Below are 24,817 nucleotides of genomic sequence, written 5' to 3' on the forward strand. Positions count from 1 at the left end.
GTTTGAACGGTTGGATTTGTGGGATAATCCGGCACGTTAATAAAAATTAATGATATTTTTTGCTGGTAAAACGATAAGAACAGGGGTTCCCATGTCTCATCCTCCCATTGCGCCTGGGCTGCGTGTCCTATGGCTATGCGTCTTTATGCTGTTTTCGCCGCTGGCGATGGCAGAGCCAAAACTCAGTATAGGTCCCTTCGGCCCAGGTACTGTCGATGGCAGTGCGCCATTCAATATTTTTGGTAGTTGTGCGGATACTGCGACCCAAACGATTGAGGGAGAGGATTGCGGCGAAAGCAATCTGGTGGTGCGTACTCAGGATGTGGTCAGTCATATCTGGTCAGTAACGGCCGACAACTATGATCTGGGTGCTGAAAACCTCAAAAATATCGTCATGGAGCAGACCATTACGCCTTCCGCTAATGGGGTTGTGCTGTTTGAGAGCTTGCCCGTTTCGTGTACGTCTATTGGCGGAGGCGGCACAAGCCCGGCTTCCGGCATCAAGGATAATGGCGACGGTAGCTGGACGATGACCTGTAACATGGGTGAATTCACCGAGGGTCAGCAGAAGTCCGTTACCGTTAATGTGAAAATCTCCGGTAACTCCCTGAACGGTTCTGATTATACCTCGATCCAGCGGGTGTATTCCTTAGGGACGGATGGTAGCCCGAATGCCACCGAAGGCACCAGTTCAGCGGTTGGTCCCATCAAGATTTCTGCCGCACCAGCATTCGATCTGGTGCATTCCATTACCTCTACTCAGGGCATGTATACCAACTATATTGGCTCTCGTGATGTGGGCAATGGCATGGAGCCGGGTTTCTATACCTATATGCTGATACGCTTGGCGGCAGACCGGAAAACAGGCATTGAGGCATTGCAACAGCCGTTGATTATCAAAGATGATATCAAAGCCTATGCTGGAGCGGAGAATGGGCCGGATTATGCACTGGAATTCTACATTACCGAGTGTCGGGATAACCCCAGTCAGTGGGGGGCGGAGATTTTTGGTAGCAAGAGCTATTACCCAACCTTTGATGGTGGGTCGTTCAAGTATCATGCTACCAATTCTGGTACCTGTACTTATGTGCGGGATGATGCGGCTGATCCAACCTCAACATTGTTTACCGTTACCTTGGATAAGGCTGATCTGTCAGGAACGCATTACCCAACCCGCACTTTCGCTAATACTGACCTGACGGCTGGCCCCTACTATGCGGTCAGTCATCGGGTGCAAATCTGGGTGCCGTTCCGTTCCATCGATCTGGCCGACGGGGTGACGGATAATCAGGGTTCCGTATACCTTAATAGTACCTTGAGTGGTTTTGACCCGGATGGTTTGTCCGGTACGTCCAACTATGGTGCGGAGACAGAGCCTGGCTACAATGGTGCGCCCATGAGCGGTAAGCGCGGTAACAATGTGATCGGAGCCTCCCTTTTACTGACAGTGAACGGTAGTTTCAGCAAATATAATATCAAGACTGACACCGGAACTGGCGTCAATTACACATCATTGGTTGATGGCGGCTATATCTGGGCGCATACCGGTATGGTTGACAAGGAACCGGGTGAGTCATTTGCGAGTATTGTATTTTTTACTAATAATGGGACGTTAGGGTTGGAAAACCCGATGTCCTGCGATGTGTTCGACAATACTTCCCTGCAATTGACTGACCGTAGTAATACGGGTGCTCCGGCAGGCCAGTTCGCTTATGTGGGGACGTATGCACCCAATGGGTTTGATTACAAAAATTATGTGGTGGAATACGCGCATATTGATTTGACGGGTGATGACCCGTTGGATATCGACCATGATGGTACGGAAGATTATGACATTGGCACAGGACGTTACCGTGGGGACTGGTCAAAAGCACGTGCTGCCCGTTGTGATGATGCTGCACCTGCTGGTGGTTGGCATACCGATCCGGCAGCGGTGTCGGGTGGGTTGGATGCCGTTAATGCAACACGGGTACGCTTGTCGGATGCAGCAAAGACCGCAGGTATCAAGTTTGAAGCAGGTCATGAAATCCGTTTTGTTATTCCGCTAAAGGTAAGAGATAAGTTTAACGGTGGCCCACATGATGGCAAAAACATTCCGGTAGGGACGGTCATGCCGAATTTTGCCGGAGTACGTTCCGACCAGTGGTCTGACGGCTGGACAGCCCGTAATTATGATGCATCACCTGAAACCGGTCATATTGATGGAGACCGTATTACCTTAACGCGTCTTAAGCTGATTCTGGACTCTGAATCCCTGACGCCGGAAGCCGCGCCGGGTAATACGGCTTCCACCTTGGCAGGTCAGCAAATTGTCTGGAAAGTGAATGCAGCGGTACAGTCTACTCAGCCGCTACCATCGGATGCTGAGAATCTACGTATCGTGGATGTGTTGCCACCGGAGGCTACGTATAATGGTAGTTGTACTTCGGCTCAAGCAGGGGCAACACCCCCTAGTTTGGTGGAATACAATACCGACAAGGATGGTAATTCAGCCCCCGGTTATACGCGTCTGACTTGGAACTTTGGCAATGTGACGGCCAACACCTTGATTCCACCGCGCATTTTCTGTACAGACACCGATCCACTGGCCGAACACGGTACGGATGTGGTGAATTACGCCGAAGTCCGCGCTGATAACATTATCACTGATGTGGTGGTGCGTTCTGATGATCACACCATCAAGCTGGAACAGACCGGTTCTATTCAGGTTTCCAAGAAAGTCGATATGCCGCTGGATGACCTGAATGATGATCAGGTTTACACGATTTCGTGGGCGAACTTTGCGGCAGCTTTCACGATTGATAAGCCGACCATTATTGATGTTTTCCCGTTCATGTCAGGCGGTGGGGATGGTTCCACCTCCAAGTCGGCGCGTTTACCTGCCTCTGATTTCCATGGCAAATTGGTGCTGACGGGAGCACCCACGATTGCTTGGGTAGATGGTTCTGTGCCAAGTGGCAGTGATCCATTCCCAACCTTGGGGACGTGGTATTACACCTCGGCAGCGCCCGCGACCATCAATTACAACCCGGATGAAAATACTGCTGAAGGCACGACTCAGTGGTGTCTGGAAAGTGCATTCGCTACCAGTGGTTGTCCGGCTGATTTCGCAGCGGTGACGGCTATCAAGTTTGTTTCCAACTACGATCTGGAAAAAGACGGCAACCCGCATCAGGGCATGAAGGCGGTCTTTACCTTACAGGCAGGTGATACGAACGATCCGAATTCGGTGGATGCCAACAAGCCGGGTGATTTGTATACCAACCGCTTTACTTTCGATTCCACGTCGATGGATCCGCCGCAGTTCCTGCGCTCCAACAACGTTTCCGTGCAAGTGGCGGCTTACTCCATCGGTGACTTCGTGTTTGCCGACAATAACCAGAATGGTGTGTATGACGCTGGCATTGATGCATCCGCACCGGATGGTGTGGTCGTTGATTTGTATGACAGCGCCGACAAGAAAGTGGCGACGACAACGACCGGGACGGTCGGGGCAGGGCGCTTCCTGTTCGAGCCGCTGGCAGGTGGCAGCTATTATGTGAAAATTCCAGCTAGCCAGTTCCAAAGCGGGGGCAAGTTGTACGGTTGGCAGGCATCCGTCATTCCAGACGGGGCAACCGAAGCCGATGACAAGAATGAAACCGTTGACCAGCATGGCTATGTGACCGGGACGTTGACAGCGAATGGGGTGCGTACTGGCTTGATGGAATTGTCGGCGAATCCACCCCCACCGGGCGGCGTACCGACAGGTAATGAGCCAACGGGAGATAATGCTGGCGGTATTACTGACCCGACCGGTGATGACTTTTCCAACCTGACGCTGGACATTGGTCTGATTCCACCCCCTTCTAGCCTCGGCGATACGGTGTGGAACGATGTGAACCAGAACGGGGTGCAGGATGTGGGTGAGCAAGGGCTTTCCAACGTGCTGGTCAAGTTGCTGGACAAGGATGGCGTGGAACTGAAAAACATGCGCACCGATTCCGCAGGCAAGTATCAGTTCTCGGATTTGGCAGGCGGCAGCTACTACGTAGAAGTGGTGAAGCCCGCCGGTTATAGCGTTTCCCCACAAGATCAGGACGCGGATGATACCAGCGACAGTGATGTGGATGTGACCACCGGGCGCACTGCCTTGATTACCCTGAGCTTTGGGATGCATAACCCGGATGTGGATGCCGGTTTGTTCCGCGCTGCCAGCATTGGCGACCGCGTATGGCTGGATGCCAATGGTGATGGTGTGCAGGATGCGGCGGAAACGACCAACCTTGCCAATGTCACGATTTTGCTGAAAGACAGCGCGGGTAATACCCTGCAAACCACCGAGACGGATGCCAATGGCGCATACCTGTTCAGTGGTCTGATGCCGGGTGTTTACAAGGTTGACATTGATACTGCCGATGCTGATTTGGTCGGTTATACCCTGACCACCAGCAACGACCCGCACACTGTAACCCTAGCGGAAGGGCAGGTGTATGTGGATGCAGACTTCGGTTTCGTCAATTTTGCCAGTGTCGGTGATTTCGTGTGGGATGACCTGAATGGCAACGGGATTCAGGATAGTGGTGAACCGGGTATTGCGGGCGTGACCGTGCGCTTGCTCGACAAGACCGGGGCGACGGTGATGGGCACGACCAGTACGGATGCCAGTGGGTTGTATCTGTTCTCTAACCTGACGCCGGGCGATTATTTGCTGGAATTTGCCAAGCCGGAGGGCTACACAGGTTTTGTCAGTGCCGATAAAGGTGCGGATGAGGCCAAGGATTCCGATGCTGATGTGGCAACCGGGCGTACTGCCATGTTTACCTTGGCAGGCGGTACGAATTTGCGTGATAAGGATGCGGGTTTGTATAAAGCTGCCAGCTTGGGCGATTTGTTGTGGTTCGATGCCAATGGCAACGGGGTGCAGGATGCTGCGGAAACCGGAGTGGTCGGTGCAACTGTGACCTTGACAGGTACACGCGGTGATGGCGTCGCGATGGCGTCTAGCAGTACAGCAACCGATGCCAGCGGGAACTACCGTTTCGAGGGCTTGTATCCGGGGGCTTACACCGTAACCTTTGGCTTGCCAGCAGGCATGAGCTTTACCAGCCAGAATCAGGGCGCGGATGATGCCAAAGACAGCGATGTCGCCAGTGACGGCATTGCCACGGCTACGCTGAAGTCCGGTGACAGCAACCTGACGCTGGATGCGGGTGTTTTGCCCGCTTCCGTAGCAGGCCGTATCTGGATCGACAACAACACCCCGAATGCCGTGGATGATGGTGTGGAAGACGGCGTGGTAGGTGTGACGGTTAACCTGATCGACACCAAAACCGGCGCTGTGGTAGCAACCACCACCACGGGCGCGGATGGTTTGTATAACTTCCCTGGCGTATTGCCGGGCAGCTATCAGGTGCAAGTGCTGGAGCCTGCCAATATGGGCTTCGTCAAGCAAGACCAGGGTGGCGATGACACCAAGGACAGCGACGTTACTGTTACCGATGGCAAGAGCCATACCTTCACCGTTGCCTCTGGCGATGCCGTGAAAGATGTGGATGCTGGCATTGAGCCAGGCGCATTGGGCGATCACGTCTGGTTGGATAAAAACGGCAATAACCTGCAAGACAGCGGCGAACCGGGTGTGGCCAATGTCACGGTCAATTTGCTGGATGGCAGCGGTACGGTCGTTGCTACCCAACTGACTGACGCGACAGGTTTCTATAACTTTGCGGCGGTATTGCCGGGTACTTACACCGTGCAATTCGTACCGCCTGCGGGCATGACCTTGGTCACAGCCAATCTGGGGACGGATGACACGATTGATTCCGACCCCGGTGTGGATGGCAAAATTGCTGTCACCGTGGTTTCTGGCGTCGGTAATCAAACCGTGGATGCGGGGATTGTGCCTGCCAAACTGGGTGATGTCGTGTGGCTGGATCAGGATGGCGACGGTACACAAGGTGCGTCTGAACCTGCTGTGGTGGGCATGACTGTCCACTTGCTGGACAAAGATGGCAATCCGGTACTGGATGCGGGGGGGAATGCCGTCACCGCTATCACCGACAAGGCTGGCAAGTACGAGTTCATTGTGCTGCCGGGTGAATACCGGGTTGGCTTTGTGCTGCCTGCGGGGGCTGCTTTCACCAAGCTGGATCAGGGCAGCAATGATGCGGCGGACTCTGATGCAGATTTGGCTACTGGCCTGACACCTGCACTGACTTTGGTTTCTGGCGATGTGAACCTGACGCAGGATGCAGGTCTGGCCCTGTCGACGGTTTCGGGTTACGTGCTGGAAGACCGTAATGCCAATGGCGTGCAGGATTCGGGCGAACCGGGTATTGCCGGTGTTAGCATTACGCTGGTCGGCAATGATGTGTTCGGCAATCCGGTGACGGCAACAACCAGCACCAATGCGGATGGTTTGTACAGCTTCAGTGTACCACCGGGTACTTACACCCTGACTGAAACCAATCCGGCAGATTACCTCTCTAGCGCTAGTAAAGCGGGTTCTGCATCGGGCGCGGCGATTGTGGATGAAGATGAAGTCACCACGCCCGCGCCGGGCGGGGCTGCTTCCGAGCATAACGATTTCCTCGACTACCGTTTGGGCAGTATTGCTGGGCAAGTGCGCGACGATGTGAACTATAACGGCGTGCTGACCGATGCCGACAAGGGCATTGCGGGGATTACCGTTACCTTGTTTACCGATCCGAATGGGGATGGTGATCCGGCGGATGGCGTCAGCGTGACAACGGCGACGACTGACAGCGCGGGCAACTACCTATTCAGCAACCTGAAACCGGGCAACTACGTGGTTGTGGAAACCGATTTCGCTGAATGGCAATCGACGGCTGATACTCAGGGTGCAAACGACAATCGTGTGCCAGTGGTATTGGCTTCCGCACAACACAGTACGGGCAATGATTTCCTGGATGCCAAGCAAAAAGGCAGCCTCAGCGGGGTTGTCTGGACAGACAGCAATACCGATGGCGTGCGTGATGTGGGGGAAAACTCTATTCCGGGCGCAACCGTTACCGTGTTGGATGCGAGTGGCACGGTGGTGGCAACCTTGACGACTGATGTGGATGGCGCATACAAAGCCGACAATCTGCCACCTGGCACATACGTGGTTAAGGTTGATCCTGCCAGCTTGCCCGCCGGAGTACAGCAGACGGCTGACCCGGATGCAGCTAAAGACCATCAAACGACGGCCAATGTGAATCCGGGGGCGGAAACGTCCGGCTTAGACTTTGGTTATGTTGCGAGTGTCAGCCTCGGTGATCGTGCCTGGCATGACCTGAATGCCAACGGTGTACAGGATGCCGCAGAACCAGGTGTTGCCGGGGTCGTGGTGACATTGTTCCGTGATGCGAATGGTGATGGTATTCCAAGCGTTGATGAGCAGGTAAAAACCGTGCTGACCGGCGTGGATGGTGCCTACCAGTTCAGCGGGCTATTGCCACTGGATTACCTCGTGACCTTCAGCCAGCCTGCCAGTTATCTGCGTAGTCTGAGCAATCAGGGGGCGGATGATTCCCTTGATTCCGACGCGGATGCCAACGGTCTGGTGGCAGTAAGCCTGAAAACCGGTTCTACCCTGACGGTGGACGCGGGCTTCTATCGTCTGGGTAGTTTGGGTGATTACGTCTGGCTGGATGCCAATGACAACGGTGTGCAAGATGACGGCGAGCCAGTGATGGCTGGCGTGGCAGTGCAATTGCTGGATGGTGCAGGCACACAGCTTGCAACCACCACGACAGACGCTAGCGGTCATTACCTGTTCAAGGATTTGTCCCCTACGACGTATACGGTCAAATTTGTTGCTCCGGCGGGTATGACGTTTACCACAGCAGACCAAGGCAGCGATGACGCGCTGGATTCGGATGCGGATAGCAACGGCTTGGCGATTGTTACCCTGACCTCGGGCGCAGACATCCGTACTGTAGATGCCGGGGTGAAACCTGCGTCTGTCACAGGCCGGGTGTGGATCGACAACAACACCCCGAACGCGACCGACGATGGAGTGGAAAGCGGCGTGGTGGGCGTGACCGTGAACTTGATCGACACCCAAACCGGGGAAGTGGTCGCGACCACAACCACCGGTGTGGATGGCGTTTACCAGTTTACCGGCGTATTACCGGGTGATTATCAGGTGCAAGTGATTGAACCTGCCAATATGGGCTTCGTCAAACAAGACCAAGGCGGTGATGACACCAAAGACAGCGACGTAACGGTTACGGATGGCAAGAGCCACACGTTTACCGTGACTTCGGGTCAGGTGGTGACGGATGTGGATGCGGGGATCGAACCGGGTTCACTCGGTGATCGTGTTTGGCTGGATCAAAACGGCAATAACCTGCAAGACAGCGGCGAACCGGGGGTGGCCAATGTCACAGTCAACTTGCTGGATGGCAGCGGTACGGTGGTCGCTACCCAAATGACCGATGCGACCGGTTTCTATGACTTCGCGGCAGTATTGCCGGGTGATTACACGGTACAGTTTGTTGCCCCAGCGGGTATGAACTTGGTCACAGCCAATCTGGGCAGTGATGACACGATTGACTCTGATCCGGCAGCGGATGGCAAGGTCGCGGTCACGGTGGTTTCCGGTATCGGCAACCAGACCGTGGATGCGGGGGTTGTGCCTGCCAAACTGGGCGATTACGTCTGGCAAGACCTGAATGGCGACGGCAAGCAGGATGCGGCTGAACCTGCGGTGGCAGGTGTTACCGTCAAGCTGCTGGACAAGGAGGGCAATCCGGTACTGGATGCGGGTGGCAATGCCCTTACCACGACGACCGACAAGGCTGGCAAGTACCAGTTCAGCGTATTGCCGGGCGAATACCGGGTGGGCTTCGAGCTGCCAGAGGGTGTGAAAGCGACCACGCTTGATCAAGGCGCTGATGATGCGGCGGATTCCGATGCTGACCCTGCAACTTTAATGACACCAGCGGTGACGCTGATCTCGGGTGCGCAAGACATCAGCCTCGATCTGGGGCTTGCACCTGCCACGATTACAGGTTACGTGATTGAAGACCTGAATGCCGATGGCAAGCTGGATGTAGGCGAAACCAGTCTCGCTGGCGTAACCATTACCCTGAGCGGTACGGATAGCTTCGGTGCGCCGGTGACGGCAACGACGACGACGGATAAGGATGGCTTGTATAGCTTCACCGTTCCGGCGGGTACTTACCGCCTGAAGGAAACCAACCCGGCGGATTACCTCTCCAGTGGCAGTCAGCCCGGTACGGCAACAGGCGCGGCAGTGGTGAATGCAGATGAATTAACCACTCCGACCGTCAGCGGTACAACGGCTGAACACAATGACTTCCTCGACTACCGTGTGGGCAGCATTGCCGGGCAAGTGCGTGACGATGCGAACTACAACGCAACCTTGACGGATGAGGAAGCAGGTATTCCGGGCGTTACCATGACCTTGTTACTGGATAATGTGGCTGTAGCAAAAACCGCGACCGACAGCGGCGGCAACTACCTGTTCAGCAACCTGAAACCGGGTAATTACGTGGTGGTGGAAACGGATCTGCCGAAATGGGATTCCACCGCCGATACGCAAGCGGATAATGACAATCGTGTGCCAGTGGTATTGGCTTCCGCACAACACAGTACGGGCAATGATTTCCTGGATGCCAAGCAAAAAGGCAGCCTCAGCGGGGTTGTCTGGACAGACAGCAATACCGATGGCGTGCGTGATGTGGGGGAAAACTCTATTCCGGGCGCAACCGTTACCGTGTTGGATGCGAGTGGCACGGTGGTGGCAACCTTGACGACTGATGTGGATGGCGCATACAAAGCCGACAATCTGCCACCTGGCACATACGTGGTTAAGGTTGATCCTGCCAGCTTGCCCGCCGGAGTACAGCAGACGGCTGACCCGGATGCAGCTAAAGACCATCAAACGACGGCCAATGTGAATCCGGGGGCGGAAACGTCCGGCTTAGACTTTGGTTATGTTGCGAGTGTCAGCCTCGGTGATCGTGCCTGGCATGACCTGAATGCCAACGGTGTACAGGATGCCGCAGAACCAGGTGTTGCCGGGGTCGTGGTGACATTGTTCCGTGATGCGAATGGTGATGGTATTCCAAGCGTTGATGAGCAGGTAAAAACCGTGCTGACCGGCGTGGATGGTGCCTACCAGTTCAGCGGGCTATTGCCACTGGATTACCTCGTGACCTTCAGCCAGCCTGCCAGTTATCTGCGTAGTCTGAGCAATCAGGGGGCGGATGATTCCCTTGATTCCGACGCGGATGCCAACGGTCTGGTGGCAGTAAGCCTGAAAACCGGTTCTACCCTGACGGTGGACGCGGGCTTCTATCGTCTGGGTAGTTTGGGTGATTACGTCTGGCTGGATGCCAATGACAACGGTGTGCAAGATGACGGCGAGCCAGTGATGGCTGGCGTGGCAGTGCAATTGCTGGATGGTGCAGGCACACAGCTTGCAACCACCACGACAGACGCTAGCGGTCATTACCTGTTCAAGGATTTGTCCCCTACGACGTATACGGTCAAATTTGTTGCTCCGGCGGGTATGACGTTTACCACAGCAGACCAAGGCAGCGATGACGCGCTGGATTCGGATGCGGATAGCAACGGCTTGGCGATTGTTACCCTGACCTCGGGCGCAGACATCCGTACTGTAGATGCCGGGGTGAAACCTGCGTCTGTCACAGGCCGGGTGTGGATCGACAACAACACCCCGAACGCGACCGACGATGGAGTGGAAAGCGGCGTGGTGGGCGTGACCGTGAACTTGATCGACACCCAAACCGGGGAAGTGGTCGCGACCACAACCACCGGTGTGGATGGCGTTTACCAGTTTACCGGCGTATTACCGGGTGATTATCAGGTGCAAGTAATTGAACCTGCCAATATGGGCTTCGTCAAACAAGACCAAGGCGGTGATGACACCAAAGACAGCGACGTAACGGTTACGGATGGCAAGAGCCACACGTTTACCGTGACTTCGGGTCAGGTGGTGACGGATGTGGATGCGGGGATCGAACCGGGTTCACTCGGTGATCGTGTTTGGCTGGATCAAAACGGCAATAACCTGCAAGACAGCGGCGAACCGGGGGTGGCCAATGTCACAGTCAACTTGCTGGATGGCAGCGGTACGGTGGTCGCTACCCAAATGACCGATGCGACCGGTTTCTATGACTTCGCGGCAGTATTGCCGGGTGATTACACGGTACAGTTTGTTGCCCCAGCGGGTATGAACTTGGTCACAGCCAATCTGGGCAGTGATGACACGATTGACTCTGATCCGGCAGCGGATGGCAAGGTCGCGGTCACGGTGGTTTCCGGTATCGGCAACCAGACCGTGGATGCGGGAGTTGTGCCTGCCAAACTGGGTGATTACGTCTGGCAAGACCTGAATGGCGACGGCAAGCAGGATGCGGCAGAACCTGCGGTGGCAGGTGTTACCGTCAAGCTGCTGGACAAGGAGGGCAATCCAGTACTGGATGCAGGTGGCAATGCCCTTATCACGACGACCGACAAGGCTGGCAAGTACCAGTTCAGCGTATTGCCGGGCGAATACCGGGTGGGCTTCGAGCTGCCAGAGGGTGTGAAAGCGACCACGCTTGATCAAGGCGCTGATGATGCGGCGGATTCCGATGCTGACCCTGCAACTTTAATGACACCAGCGGTCACGCTGATCTCGGGTGCGCAAGACATCAGCCTCGATCTGGGGCTTGCACCTGCCACGATTACAGGTTACGTGATTGAAGACCTGAATGCCGATGGCAAGCTGGATGTAGGCGAAACCAGTCTCGCTGGCGTAACCATTACCCTGAGCGGTACGGATAGCTTCGGTGCGCCGGTGACGGCAACGACGACGACGGACAAGGATGGCTTGTATAGCTTCACCGTTCCGGCGGGTACTTACCACCTGAAGGAAACCAACCCGGCAGATTACCTCTCCAGTGGCAGTCAGCCCGGTACGGCAACAGGCGCGGCAGTGGTGAATGCAGATGAATTAACCACTCCGACCGTCAGCGGTACAACGGCTGAACACAATGACTTCCTCGACTACCGTGTGGGCAGCATTGCCGGGCAAGTGCGTGACGATGCGAACTACAACGCAACCTTGACGGATGAGGAAGCAGGTATTCCGGGCGTTACCATGACCTTGTTACTGGATAATGTGGCTGTAGCAAAAACCGCGACCGACAGCGGCGGCAACTACCTGTTCAGCAACCTGAAACCGGGTAATTACGTGGTGGTGGAAACGGATCTGCCGAAATGGGATTCCACCGCCGATACGCAAGCGGATAATGACAACCGCGTGCCAGTGGTATTGGCTTCCGCACAACACAGTACGGGCAATGATTTCCTAGATGCGAAACAACAAGGCAGCCTCAGTGGTGTGGTGTGGACAGATACCAACAGCAACGGGGTACGCGATGCGGGTGAACCTGTGTTGGTGGGCGTCAGCGTGACGGTGCTGGATAACAGCGGTAACGTCGTGGCTACGCTGACGACGGATGCGCAAGGTGCTTACACGGCTGTTGACCTGACACCGGGTACTTACACGGTGAAAGTTGACCCTGCTAGCTTGCCTGCGGGTTCACAGCAAACCGGCGACCCGGATGGTGTGAAAGATAACCAAAGCAGTGCCACCGTGTTGCCTTCGCAGGAAACCAGTGGTGTGAACTTCGGTTACGTGACGCTGATGTCACTCGGTGACCAGGCATGGCATGACTTGAACGCCAACGGGGTACAGGATGCGGATGAACCGGGTCTAGCCGGGGTAATGGTTGCCTTGTACCGTGATGCCAACGGCAATGGTCTTCCTGAAGCAGATGAGCAGTTGAAAGCCATGCTGACGGATAGCAAGGGTGCTTACCTGTTCAGCAATCTGTTGCCAGTGGATTACCTTGTTACCTTCAGCCAGCCGGATGGTTATCAACGCAGCCCGGCGAAGCAAGGCAGCGATGCCGCGCTGGATTCGGATGCGGATAGCAATGGTTTGGTCGTGGTGAACCTGAGCAACAGCCTGATGACGGTGGATGCCGGTTTCTACAAGTTGGGCAGCATCGGTGATTATGTGTGGCTGGATGCGAATGCCAATGGTATGCAAGATGCGGATGAGCCTGCGATTACCGATATGACGGTGCAGTTGTTGGATAAGGCGGGAACATTGCTGGTCAGTACCCTCACGGATGCGGCGGGTCTGTACCATTTCAATGCACTCGTGCCAGCGGATTACAGCGTCAAGTTTGTGGCACCGGAAGGCATTGTGTTTACCCAACAGGACAAGAGCACGGATGATACGCTGGATTCGGATGCGGACGGCAATGGTCTGGTGGCAGTGACACTGGCCTCCGGGCAAGCCATTACCAGCGTGGATGCGGGTATCCTGCCAGCCGCGATCAGTGGGCGGGTGTGGATCGACCGTAACGCGAATGGTCTGGATGATGCTGCTACAGAACCGGGTGTGCCGGGGGTGCGCGTCAACTTGCTGGATGCGAAAACCGGCGCAGTAGTCGCGACCACGACCACGGGTGCGGAAGGCCAGTACAGCTTCACGGGCATTTTGTCGGGTGAATACCTGATCGAAACCGTGCAGCCTGCCAACATGGCGTTTGTTACCCCGAATCAGGGGGACGACGACACGCTGGATTCCGATGTGCAAGTAACGGATGGGCGTAGCCCGGTGTTTGTGCTGCATTCTGCCGACAGCGTGACCGATGTGGATGCGGGTATCCAACCGGGTGAACTGGGTGATCACGTCTGGCTCGACCAAAACAATAATGGTCTGCAAGACGCAGGTGAAGCGGGTATTGGTGGTATTACTGTCAACCTGTTGGATGGCAGCGCTAACACCGTGGCTACTCAGGTGACGGATGCGACCGGCTTCTATAACTTCACCGGGGTATTGCCGGGTGATTACAGTGTGCAGTTTGTGTTGCCGGAAAAGGCGCAATTCACCAGCACCGACCAAGGCGCGGATGATGAGCTGGATTCGGATGTGGATGCGGCGGGCAAAGTCGCGGTCACGGTCATTTCCAACGTCGGCAACCAGACGGTCGATGCGGGTATCAAGCCTGCACTGATCAGCGGTACGGTGCTGAGTGATGATAATGCCAACGGTGTGCAAAACGATGCCGACAAACCGGTAGCGGGTGTCGTGGTGACACTGACCGGTACGGATGTGTTCGGTAATCCCGTGACGCTGTCAACCACTACGGCTGCGGACGGTCAGTACAGCTTTGCCGTGCCACCGGGTACTTACGGCCTCAAGGAAACCAATCCGGCGGACACGGTTTCTACGGGAAGCGAAGCGGGTACGCAAGGCAGCACAGTTGTCGATGCGGATGAGATCAGCGTGGTCGTGACCAGTGGTCAGGCATCTGCCCAGAACGACTTCCTCGATTACTTGCCAGCGCGTCTGAGCGGTCAGGTGCGTAACGATCTGGATGGCAATGGTAATCTGCTGGATGCAGAAGACGGCATTCCGGGCGTCACCGTCAGTCTGTGGCTGGAGGGTGCACAAGTCGCTATGACCACCACGGATGCAAGCGGGCATTACGCTTTCGAGAACCTGAAACCGGGCACGTACAGTGTGCGGGAGGCTGACCTTGAAACGTGGGTGTCGACGGCAGATGTGGAAGGTGCTAACGACAACCAGATTGCGGTTACGCTGCAATCGGGCGATGACAAGCCAGCGCAGGATTTCCTTGATGTCCAGCCTGTGGCTGTGTCTGGTCAGGTGCGGTTTGATGACGACCGCGACGGTGATCTGGCTGATAACGAAACCGGTCTGTCGGGCGTGACTGTCAGTCTGTTTACTGACCCGAATGGGGATGGTAATCCAGACGATGGCAAGCCTGTGCAAATCGTGCAGACCGATGCGCAAGGCCATTACACCTTTGTCGATGTGCTGCCGGGTACGTATGTGATCGTGGAAACCGACCCATCCAGCTACCAGTCAACAGCGGATGTGGATAGCCCTAACGATAACCAGATATTGCTGACAGTATTCTCGGCAACGCCTGACACGGGGAATGATTTCCTTGATGCCAGTGCCTTGGGTTCCTTGGGCGATGTGGTATGGCTGGATCAGAATAACGATTCCTTGCAAGACGGCACTGAGCCACCTGTTGCGGGTGTACCCGTGGTGTTGTCCGGTACGGATAGTGAAGGCAAACCGGTTAACCTGACCACCACGACGGATGCGGCGGGTAAATACTTGTTCGACAAATTGATGCCGGGTGTTTACACGCTTGAGTACCAGTTGCCGTTGGGGATGCGTTTGACCCTGCCGGATCAGGGGGGTAATGAAGCGTTGGATTCTGACTCTGACATGCTGGAGCGTACCGTGACGGTGACGCTGACCGCCGGGGAACACAATCTGGATGTGGATGCCGGAGTACGCCCAGCGTCGGTCAATGGTTCCTTGTGGCAAGACACCAATGGTGACGGGCAACATAACAACGGTGAGCCAGCGTTGCCGGGTGTGACGGTGGCGCTGTTCAGTGACCCGAATGGTGATGGCGATCCATCTGACGGTGTGCCTGTCGGTACGACGGTCACGAATCCTGACGGTGACTATGACTTTACGGGGCTGATGCCGGATGATTACGTCATTGTGGTGACGCCGCCTGTTGATTACTTGCCAGTGCCTGCGGATCAGGGCGGTGATGATACGACGGATAGCGACATTCATCACACCCTGCGTTTGCCGATCAAGCTGGAATCGGGTGATACCTTCCACGTGGATGGCGGTTTCTACCAGTTGGGCAGCTTCGGCGACCGTATCTGGCTGGATCTGAACGGCAATGGCAAGCAGGATGCGGAAGAGCCGGGTGTACGTGATGTCTCGCTGCTGTTGCTGGATGCCGCAGGCGAGCCGGTCATGAACCTGTTGAACCCGTCACAGCCTTACCGTCTGGTATCGGATGTGAACGGTGAATACCGCTTCTCCAACCTGTTGCCGGGGCAATACCAGGTGCAACTGGAAGGGCTGGATGGTTTCGTGCTGACCCAAACGGATGCGGGGACGGATGACACGCTTGACAGTGATGCCAATGCCAATGGGCGGATGGTTGCTAACGTTATGTCTGGTGCGCATAACCCGGAGGTGGATGCAGGTATTCTGCCAGCCAGTCTGACAGGTCGGGTATGGGTTGATTACAACAGCAGCAATTCACTGGATGACGGCATGTATGCTGAACCGGGTGCTGTCGGGATGGTGGTCAATCTGTTGGATAAGGATGGCAAACTGGTCGCCACCACGACGACCGGAACGGATGGCCTTTACAGCTTCAGCGGTATTTTGCCGGGGCAGTATCAGGTTGAATTCGTTACTCCAGCCAATATGACCCTGACGGCTGCGAATGTGGGCGACGATGATACGCTGGATTCGGATGCTGACCCGGCAACGGGGCGCACGGAACTGTTTACCATCACGTCCAGCACGGCGGTGAAGGACATTGACGCAGGTATCCAAGCCGGTGCGCTGGGCGACCGCGTGTGGGTGGATGTGAACGAAAACGGTGTGCAGGATACAGGCGAGCCGGGTGTGGCAGGTGTGAGTGTCAAGCTGATCGACAGCAATGACAAGGATGTTGCCTTGACCACCACCGATGCCACGGGTTTCTACGCGTTCCGGGATGTTGTGCCGGGTACTTATACCGTGCAGTTCATGCTGGCAGATACCCTCAAACTGACCGCGCCGGATCAGGGCGATGATGATGCTATGGACTCGGATGCTGACCCCGTAACGGGCAAGGCGACGGTGCTGGTAGGCTCTGGCGTATCGGCTAATCAGACAGTGGATGCGGGTATCCTGCCTGCGAAACTGGGTGATTATGTCTGGCTGGATGCTAACCGTAACGGCGTGCAGGATGCCGATGAAACGCCGTTGGCGAATGTGATTGTGTTGTTGCTGGATGCGCAAGGTGAACACGTTGCCACCACCCAGACCGACAAGGATGGCAAATACCAGTTCAGCGTGCCACCGGGTCAGTACAGCGTGCAGGTGATGTCGCTGGAAAGCAGCTTTGCCGCCGCGCATCAGGGTGACAATACCGCGCTGGATTCGGATGTGGATGCGACGGGTATGATGCCACTGACCACGTTTGCCTCAGGCAGCGTGACTACTGAGCTGGATGCGGGGATTTTGCCAGCGTCACTGAGCGGTAAAGTGGTCAACGATGTGTGGGCGAACGGGACACTGGAGCCAACGGATGGTGGCATTGCCAACGTGACGGTGAGCATCAGCGGTACGGATAGCTTTGGCAATACGCTTAGCATGGTGACGACAACGGGGGCGGATGGCAGTTACCAGTTCATCCTGCCACCGGGCACGTATACCGTGACGGAAAGCCAGCCAGAGGGTCATGTATCCACGGGCAGCATGGCGGGTTCCAACGATGGCACCGTCATCAGCGATGATGAAGTGAGCATTGTGCTGGTCAGCAATGATCAGGTGGAAGGGGTTAGCTTCCTCGACTATGAACCGGCGTCTTACGTGGTGCTGAGTGGTACGGTGCTGGATGACCATAACCACAACGCTCAGGCGGATACGGCTGAGTTGGGTATTGCTGAGGTGAGCGTAACCTTGTTCACTGACCCGAATGGCGATGGCGACCCGACGGATGGTACGGCGGTGCAAACGGTGCTGACGGACAGCAGCGGTCACTTCACCTTCGACGGTGTGCCAGCAGGGCAATACGTGGTAGTGGAAAAAGATCCGCCTAACTACGAGTCGACTGCTGACAATGGCGGGGAAAACGATAACCGTGTGCCAGTGACGCTGGTTTCCGGGCAAGTGACCACCAAGCCGTTGTTCCTTGATGCGCAGCCGCAAGGCAGTCTGAGTGGCTATGTGTTGTTCGATACGGACAATAATGGCAGCTTTGAGGATGCTGATAATGGTCTGGAAGGCGTTAATGTCATGCTGTTCAGTGATCCGAATGGCGACGGCAACCCGGATGATGGCGAGCGTCTGGATGCTGTACTGACCGATGCAAGCGGGCATTACGTATTCATCAATGTCATTACGGGTAACTGGGTGGTCGTCGCTGTCGACAAGCCGGGGTATGTTTCCACCGCCGATGTGGCACTGGATAACGATAACCGTATCCCAGTCGTCGTGGCAGCAACGGATGGTGCGACGCAATGCCGTTTACCGGATGCTACGGCAAGTTGTACCGGCCTCAACTTCCTGGATGGTCAGCTTAATAGTGGTATCCAGTTGTTGAAAACTGCTTACCAAGGCCATGATGGTGGTGCGAAGTGCGGGACGGATGCTGCCAAGTCAGAGCTGACGCTGGTTGACATCGACAAGGACAAGCGTGAAAACGTGACGTACTGTTTCGAGGTGACGAACACGGGCGACAACTGGCTGACACAGGTGGCTGTGATAGATGAAACCCTTGGCCTGACTACCGACAAGCTGAAACCGTTGGGTACAGTGCCTGCTATCCTTGCGCCGCAAGGCAAGGATGCCAATGCCCGTATCCGTTACTACTACGAGCATGAAATCACCGCCGGTATCATCAACAAGGCCAGCGTTACTGCCCGGCCGGTGCTGGAAGATGGCACGCTACTGGATGGTGCGCTTGATGCTACCAGCAACAGTTCGGTGAATATCCGCTTTGTGTTTGACCCGCCTACGGCTCTCAAGACGGTTACACCAGCCGGTGAACAGGTGATGTTGTGGCAAATGGTATGGATCAACAGCAGCAGTGATAACGTCGCCGGGGTGGAAATCTATGACGGTGTGCCGGAAGGTACGCACTACGCAGCGATGCAAGCGGGTGCGAATGTCAGCCCTGATGGGGTTTACTGTGAAGCACGGGGTACGTCGGTCACGGCTACCTGCCGCTACGAAGCGCCGAGTCAGGACTTCCCACGCGGTCGGGTATTCTGGTCAGGAACGATTGGCTCGGATGCTGGTAATACGACTGAGCAGGTTGCTGCCAACGAAGTGGTGATCCGCTTCTACAGCGCACTCGATAAAGTAGGTGATCAGCGAACCATTACCAACCAAGCACATTCAAGCTGGGATTTGAATGGAGACGGTCAGCCGGAATACACCGATGTCATGACTGACAATGGTGATACCGACGCGACAGGCGATAGCACCAGTATCTCGCTGGGTTCCCCGTTACAAATCCCGACCTTGGGTGAATGGGCACTGTGGTTGTTGAGCTTCCTGATGGTGTTGGTAGCCTTTGGCTACCGGCGCAAGGGGGGAGGGTATCGCTAAGTTGGTGATGATTGGCTGAAAAGCAAAAGGGGCGGAATATTCCGCCCCTTTTTATTACCGGGAAGCCGTTATTTCCGGGAAAGCGTTAAATGCCCCACAACGCAACAAAGCTTACCAACCCGATAGCCAGAATGCTGTAAAGCTCAATGGCACGCCCTCTGCCGACGGGTAATAAGGCAGAACGTACCCCGGTTTTGGTTTCCACAAAGCGGATATTATCCAAATCATCCAGCAATAAATGCAGCAAGTAACTGGCGCTGGATGCTAAAAATGCTGGTATTGCCGCCGCAGCACCTACGGTCAAATAAGCAACCCACGCCACACCCAGCGATAAACAGACGGCTGCAATGACTGAATGTGTATGCCCGCCACGTTTCATGATCTGGCTCAACACTTCCCAGAAGCGCGACACCATGAACGAAGCGACGGGGATTGCCAGCAACAAATCCGTTGGGCGGTAAACAAACTGGATGCTAGGAACTAGCACGGCAGCAAGGCGGCTAAGGCGCTGTACCATGCGGAAACTGCTGGAATGGGTATTATCAATGTCGGGTAATAAGCCGCCGACATAACCACTTAGCGCGGTGACGCCGATGACTTCCCAACCCAGTTCTGGTGCGATGATGGATGAAATGGCGGCGGCGCCAACGCCGGTTGCTGCTGCTGCCAGATGGTACGTGCTGCACTCTGTCATGATGCTTGCCCCTATATAATTGTCTATTTTTGTTTCGCCGAATGCTTTCAATGCTTTATGTCCGTGCCCACGTTCATGAAGCAGTTTGTTGTTTATACTTAGAAAGATTAGGCCGGATAAGTTCCGGCCATCTTCATCCCCTTTATTTATTTAATGTGCTGCCAGCGGGGAATAGGCGCACCTTTCTCCTAGCGATTGATTCTTTCAGGTGACTTAGTGATGCCCGCGAAAAAAGAGGGGGAGACGAGCTCCCCCATTCGGGCTTTTGCGTCGGGTTGACACTATAATTTTTATGATAATGTTGATTAATCTTATAACAACCAAGCTGAATGGGAGATAAATGATCAACATGAAAAGGGCTGCAAGGGTTTTTGAATAGCGCTACAATCACACCCATGTCAGGAAATAGCTTTGGAAAACTGTTTACCGTGACCTCCTTCGGTGAGAGTCATGGACCCGCAATCGGTTGCATCGTAGATGGCTGCCCGCCCGGACTCGCCCTCACGGAAGCCGATATTCAAATTGACCTGGATCGGCGTAAGCCGGGGCAGAGTCGCCACACCACTCAACGGCGCGAAGCCGATGAGGTGCAAATCCTTTCTGGCGTGTTCGAGGGTAAAACCACGGGCACGACCATTGCGCTGATCATCCATAACACCGATCAGCGCTCCAAGGATTACGGCGACATCATGGATCGCTTCCGCCCCGGTCATGCCGATTACACGTATTACAAAAAATACGGCTTCCGCGATTACCGTGGTGGTGGGCGTTCCTCGGCGCGGGAAACCGCGATGCGAGTCGCGGCCGGGTCGATTGCCAAGAAGTGGTTATTTGAGCGTTACGGCGTCGTGATTCGCGGCTACCTCTCGCAACTTGGCCCCATCGTCGCGGAAACGCTGGATTGGGATGAAATCGCCAATAACCCATTCTTCTGCCCGGATGCCAGCAAAGTACAGCCGATGGAAGATTACATGGATGCCTTGCGCAAGGAAGGCAATTCCGTCGGGGCGAAAATTACCACGGTAGCGTCCCATGTGCCGCCGGGTTGGGGCGAGCCAATTTTCGACCGGCTGGATGCGGACATTGCCCATGCGATGATGTCGATCAATGCCGCCAAAGGTGTGGAAATCGGTGCCGGTTTCGACTGCGTGGCGCAAAAAGGCACGGAGCACCGTGATGAAATCACCATGCAAGGTTTCTTGAGCAATCATGCGGGCGGGATTCTGGGTGGGATTTCTTCGGGGCAGGAAGTCATCGTGCATACCGCCTTCAAACCCACTTCGAGTATGCGTCTGCCGGGGCGCACGGTGAATCTGGACGGCGAAGCGGTGGAAGTGATTACCAAAGGCCGCCATGACCCCTGCGTTGGCATTCGGGCGACACCGATTTGCGAAGCCATGCTGGCGATTACGCTGATGGATCATGCGTTGCGGCATCGGGCGCAAAATGCGGATGTCACGACCGATTTACCGGATATTCCTGCGTCGCCTTGAAACTAACGTCTGCTGATACTGTTGCCACGAAGCCGCCTTATGGGCGGCTTTCGGTTTTCTACTTCGTCTATTTTGCCGCCTTGGGCGTGTTCGTGCCGTATTGGACGGTATACCTGAAAAAGGTTGCCGGGTTTTCGCCTGCCCAGATCGGTGAGTTGATGGCGGTGTTCATGGCAACCAAAATCGTTGCACCGTTCATTTGGGGGTGGTTGGCGGATCATACCGGGGAACGTTTACGCATTATCCGGGTGGCAAGCCTGCTGGCGGTGGTGTGTTTCGCCGGGGTGTATTGGCAGCAAAGTTTTGGCTGGATGGCTTTGGTGATGGCGGGTTTTGGGTTTTTCTGGAATGCGTCATTGCCGCAATTTGAAGCGCTGACCTTGAATCATTTGGGGCGCGATATTGGGCGTTATAGCCGGATTCGGCTGTGGGGTTCAGTTGGTTTCATCGTGATGGTGGCAAGTTTGCCCAACGTGCTGGAACGTTACGGTATTGCGCTGGCAGTGGATGCGATTTTGCTGCTGTTCATGGGGATTTGGCTGACGACATGGTTGGTGCAGGACAAACCCCACGCGACACACACGGTACAATCCAGCCGTTTGCGTGAGGTATTGCGCCAACCGACGGTGTGGGTATTGCTGCTGGCGTGTGCCTTGCAACAGGCCAGCCACGGGGCGTATTACACCTTTTTCAGCATTTATCTGGAAGATCACGGTTATTCGCGTAACTTCACCGGCTGGATGTGGGCGCTGGGCGTGATGGCTGAAGTGGCCTTGTTCTGGATGATGCACGGTTTGATTGAGCGTTTCGGGGCGGCGCGGTTGTTTGTGCTGGCGATGTTTTTGACCGGGGTGCGCTGGCTGGTGCTGGGGACGTGGGTGGATAATATGCCCATCCTGATGCTGTCACAGTTGTTTCATGCGGCGACTTACGGGCTGTTTCATGCTTCGGCAATTCACTTGATCCACTACCAGTTTCCGGGGAAATTGCAGGGCAGGGGGCAAGCCTTGTATTCCGGCCTGAGTTACGGGGCAGGCGGCGCAGTTGGTAGCTTGCTGAGTGGTTATGCTTGGGAATACTGGGGGGCGGCGGATACGTTTTATATAGCAACCCTGATTGTGGGTGTGGGCTGGATACTGGCTTTGATTTACGTGCGGGAGGATACCCATGTTACCCATCACTGAGCCGTTGCAGGCTAGCGAAATTCGCCGTCAATTGGATAGCGCGACGCTGCTGGCCTTGAACGATATCCACGTATTCCCGGAATTGGACTCCACCAACCGTTGGGCTTTGCAGCAAGGTGTATGCGGTGATGTGTGTCTGGCGGAACAGCAAAGCGCCGGGCGGGGCAGACGTGGGCGGCAATGGCAATCACCGTCCGGTGTGAATGTGTACCTGTCCGTGCGTTGGTGTTTCACCCCTGTGCCGGAACATTTACCGCTGTTGAGTTTGGTAACAGGCTTGGCTGTGGCGGAGGCACTCGAAGATTGTGCGATTCACGGCCATGGCCTGAAATGGCCGAACGATGTGTACTATGATGGAAAGAAGCTCGGTGGTATCTTGCTGGAAGCCGTCGGTTCACTGGAGCAGGTGGTGATTGGTATTGGCCTGAACGTTAATATGTTGCCGGAAGCCGGGGCGGAGATTGACCAGCCGTGGACGAGCCTGCAACAGATTGCCGGTAAACCTGTGGAGCGTAATGTATTGGTGTCTGCTGTATTGCAACGCTTACTCAAACGCTTGAGGGGTTTTTCCCGGCTGGATATGGCACAATTCCAGACAGATTGGCAGCAACGTGATGTGCTGTTGGGGCGTCAAGTGCAAGCCTTAAGTGGGACAGAAGTGTTGCTAGGGCTTGCGTCAGGCATCAACAATCAGGGACAATTAATAATTGAATTTAATGATGGATCAATAAAAAATCTGTCGTCAGCGGATGTATCGGTACGGATGTAATGGTTTTGCTGGTAGATGCAGGCAACTCACGCCTGAAATGGTCGGAGCTTGGTGCTGCGGGTAATCCTTCTGCCCAGCAGGCGCTCGCCTATGGGGATCGCCCCGCGCTGGCCAGCGTTATCGACTTGCTGGATGCTTACCCGACTGTCGGGCATATTACCCTCGTGCATGTTTTGACTCAGCTCTTTGCCGATAGTGTGCAGGAAGCCTGTGATCAGCGTGGCATTCAGTTGCATAGCGTGCGCTCGGTAGCGCGGGCTTACGGCATTACCAATGGCTATCAAAACCCCGCAGCCTTGGGTGCTGACCGTTTTGTGGGTCTGGTGGCTGCGCATCATCAGGCTAATGGATTCGCCAGCATTGTGATTGATTGCGGCACCGCGATTACGGTGGATGCGGTGGAAAGCGACGGGCGGCATTTGGGTGGGCTGATCCTGCCCGGTTTGCAACTATCCGCCGATGCCCTGATTGCCCGAGCGCAAGGCCGCTTGAGCTTGTCCTTTGAACACCCCGGTATTTTTGCGGATAGCACCGACAGAGCCATTGGCAGCGGTTGCCTGTTTGGGATAGTGGGGGCGATCGAGGGGATTTGCGCCCGGATGCAGCACCGCATGTCTGCCCCGTTGGTGCGGGTATTGACGGGTGGTGATGCGGAACATCTGCGCCCGTGGTTGCAGGGTGATTATCAGGTGCAGCCTGATTTGTTGATGCACGGGCTAAGTTACATTACGGAGCAGACAGCATGTACCAGTTGTTGATTGCGCTGCTGTTCCTGAATGTGTCGGCACTGACCTGGACGGCGGTATTAGCCCCGTCTAAACAGGCATTTCAGCCTGTACTGGTGGAACCCACGATTCCGGCGCTGGAATTGCGTCAGGATGTGGATGAAGTGGTTTACCGCAGCACGTCCTCCAAGACGCAAAGCAGTTGTTATACCATTGGCCCTTATAATAGCGAAAAAGCCGCACAACAGGTGGCGGGCAAGGTGCGGGGCTTTGGGTTGGCGGTTAATATTCGTCACATGAAAAGCATGGAAACACTGAACTTTTTTGTCTACATCCCGCCTGCGACTGAGTATGTTCAGGCTGAAAAAATGGCGCGGGATATTGCTCAAAATGATGTGCAGGATGTGAAAATTATCCCTGATGGCCCTTATCAAAACGCGATTGCCTTGGGGTTTTTCAATAACTTGAACAAGGCGAAACGCCACGCCGAATACATCCGCTACCTTGGCTATGACGCTCGTTACACGGAACAACAAGCGCCCCGTGAAGTTTTCTGGGTCGATTATGACGAACCTTTCGGCAGCAATACCCCGGTGCAGGCGTGGAGTGCCGCTGTCGATGCCACGTCTGAAGTACAACGGATTCCCCGTTCCTGCCGCTAATCTCCGCTTCGTCAGAAAAATTTGACCGGGCGTGATAATCCCAAGCAATACCGCTATTTCTCACCTATATAAAT

7 protein-coding genes are annotated in these 24,817 nt (G+C 55.2%); 6 read left to right on the top strand and 1 reads right to left on the bottom strand.

What is annotated here, in order from left to right; translation table 11 throughout:
• Window positions 1-91 precede the first annotated feature (91 nt).
• Window positions 92-19,216 carry an IPTL-CTERM sorting domain-containing protein gene (locus tag J9253_RS01870; protein ID WP_210223049.1) on the top strand — a complete coding sequence of 6,375 codons (19,125 nt, stop codon included), beginning with the start codon at window positions 92-94 and terminating at the stop codon, window positions 19,214-19,216.
• A gap of 85 nt (window positions 19,217-19,301) precedes the next feature.
• On the opposite strand, the gene J9253_RS01875 is transcribed toward J9253_RS01870, so the two are convergent.
• Complete coding sequence (locus tag J9253_RS01875) at window positions 19,302-19,910, bottom strand: metal-dependent hydrolase (RefSeq protein WP_210223050.1); 609 nt, start codon at window positions 19,908-19,910, stop codon at window positions 19,302-19,304.
• 395 nt (window positions 19,911-20,305) lie between these two features.
• On the opposite strand from J9253_RS01875, the gene aroC reads away from it, so the two are divergent.
• Genes aroC through J9253_RS01900 form a run of 5 tightly spaced genes read left to right on the top strand, consistent with a single transcriptional unit; the run spans window position 20,306 to window position 24,743 of the window.
• Window positions 20,306-21,403: a chorismate synthase gene (aroC, locus tag J9253_RS01880; RefSeq protein WP_028490321.1), complete on the top strand. Its 1,098-nt coding sequence runs from the start codon at window positions 20,306-20,308 to the stop codon at window positions 21,401-21,403.
• The gene (locus J9253_RS01885) at window positions 21,400-22,587 is read left to right on the top strand and encodes an MFS transporter (protein ID WP_210223051.1); all 1,188 of its coding nucleotides are present in this window, start codon (window positions 21,400-21,402) and stop codon (window positions 22,585-22,587) included. Before aroC ends, J9253_RS01885 begins: the two co-directional genes overlap by 4 nt.
• On the top strand, window positions 22,571-23,356 hold the full coding sequence (locus J9253_RS01890) for a biotin--[acetyl-CoA-carboxylase] ligase (protein WP_210223052.1): 786 nt from the start codon (window positions 22,571-22,573) through the stop codon (window positions 23,354-23,356). Before J9253_RS01885 ends, J9253_RS01890 begins: the two co-directional genes overlap by 17 nt.
• Window positions 23,356-24,114 (top strand): type III pantothenate kinase, encoded by a 759-nt coding sequence (locus J9253_RS01895; protein WP_210223053.1) that lies wholly within the window; start codon window positions 23,356-23,358, stop codon window positions 24,112-24,114. The genes J9253_RS01890 and J9253_RS01895 overlap by 1 nt, the downstream gene beginning before the upstream one ends.
• Window positions 24,099-24,743 carry an SPOR domain-containing protein gene (locus tag J9253_RS01900; RefSeq protein ID WP_210223054.1) on the top strand — a complete coding sequence of 215 codons (645 nt, stop codon included), beginning with the start codon at window positions 24,099-24,101 and terminating at the stop codon, window positions 24,741-24,743. The genes J9253_RS01895 and J9253_RS01900 overlap by 16 nt, the downstream gene beginning before the upstream one ends.
• Window positions 24,744-24,817 lie beyond the last annotated feature (74 nt).

It is taken from the genome of Thiothrix litoralis, assembly GCF_017901135.1.
Lineage (GTDB): Bacteria > Pseudomonadota > Gammaproteobacteria > Thiotrichales > Thiotrichaceae > Thiothrix > Thiothrix litoralis.

Excerpts from the sequence above, each read along its gene's own strand:
- J9253_RS01870 (WP_210223049.1), top strand. The coding sequence starts at position 92 with ATGTCTCATCCTCCCATTGCGCCTGGGCTGCGTGTCCTATGGCTATGC.
- J9253_RS01875 (WP_210223050.1), bottom strand. The coding sequence starts at position 19,910 with ATGACAGAGTGCAGCACGTACCATCTGGCAGCAGCAGCAACCGGCGTT.
- aroC (WP_028490321.1), top strand. The coding sequence starts at position 20,306 with ATGTCAGGAAATAGCTTTGGAAAACTGTTTACCGTGACCTCCTTCGGT.
- J9253_RS01890 (WP_210223052.1), top strand. The coding sequence starts at position 22,571 with ATGTTACCCATCACTGAGCCGTTGCAGGCTAGCGAAATTCGCCGTCAA.
- J9253_RS01895 (WP_210223053.1), top strand. The coding sequence starts at position 23,356 with ATGGTTTTGCTGGTAGATGCAGGCAACTCACGCCTGAAATGGTCGGAG.
- J9253_RS01900 (WP_210223054.1), top strand. The coding sequence starts at position 24,099 with ATGTACCAGTTGTTGATTGCGCTGCTGTTCCTGAATGTGTCGGCACTG.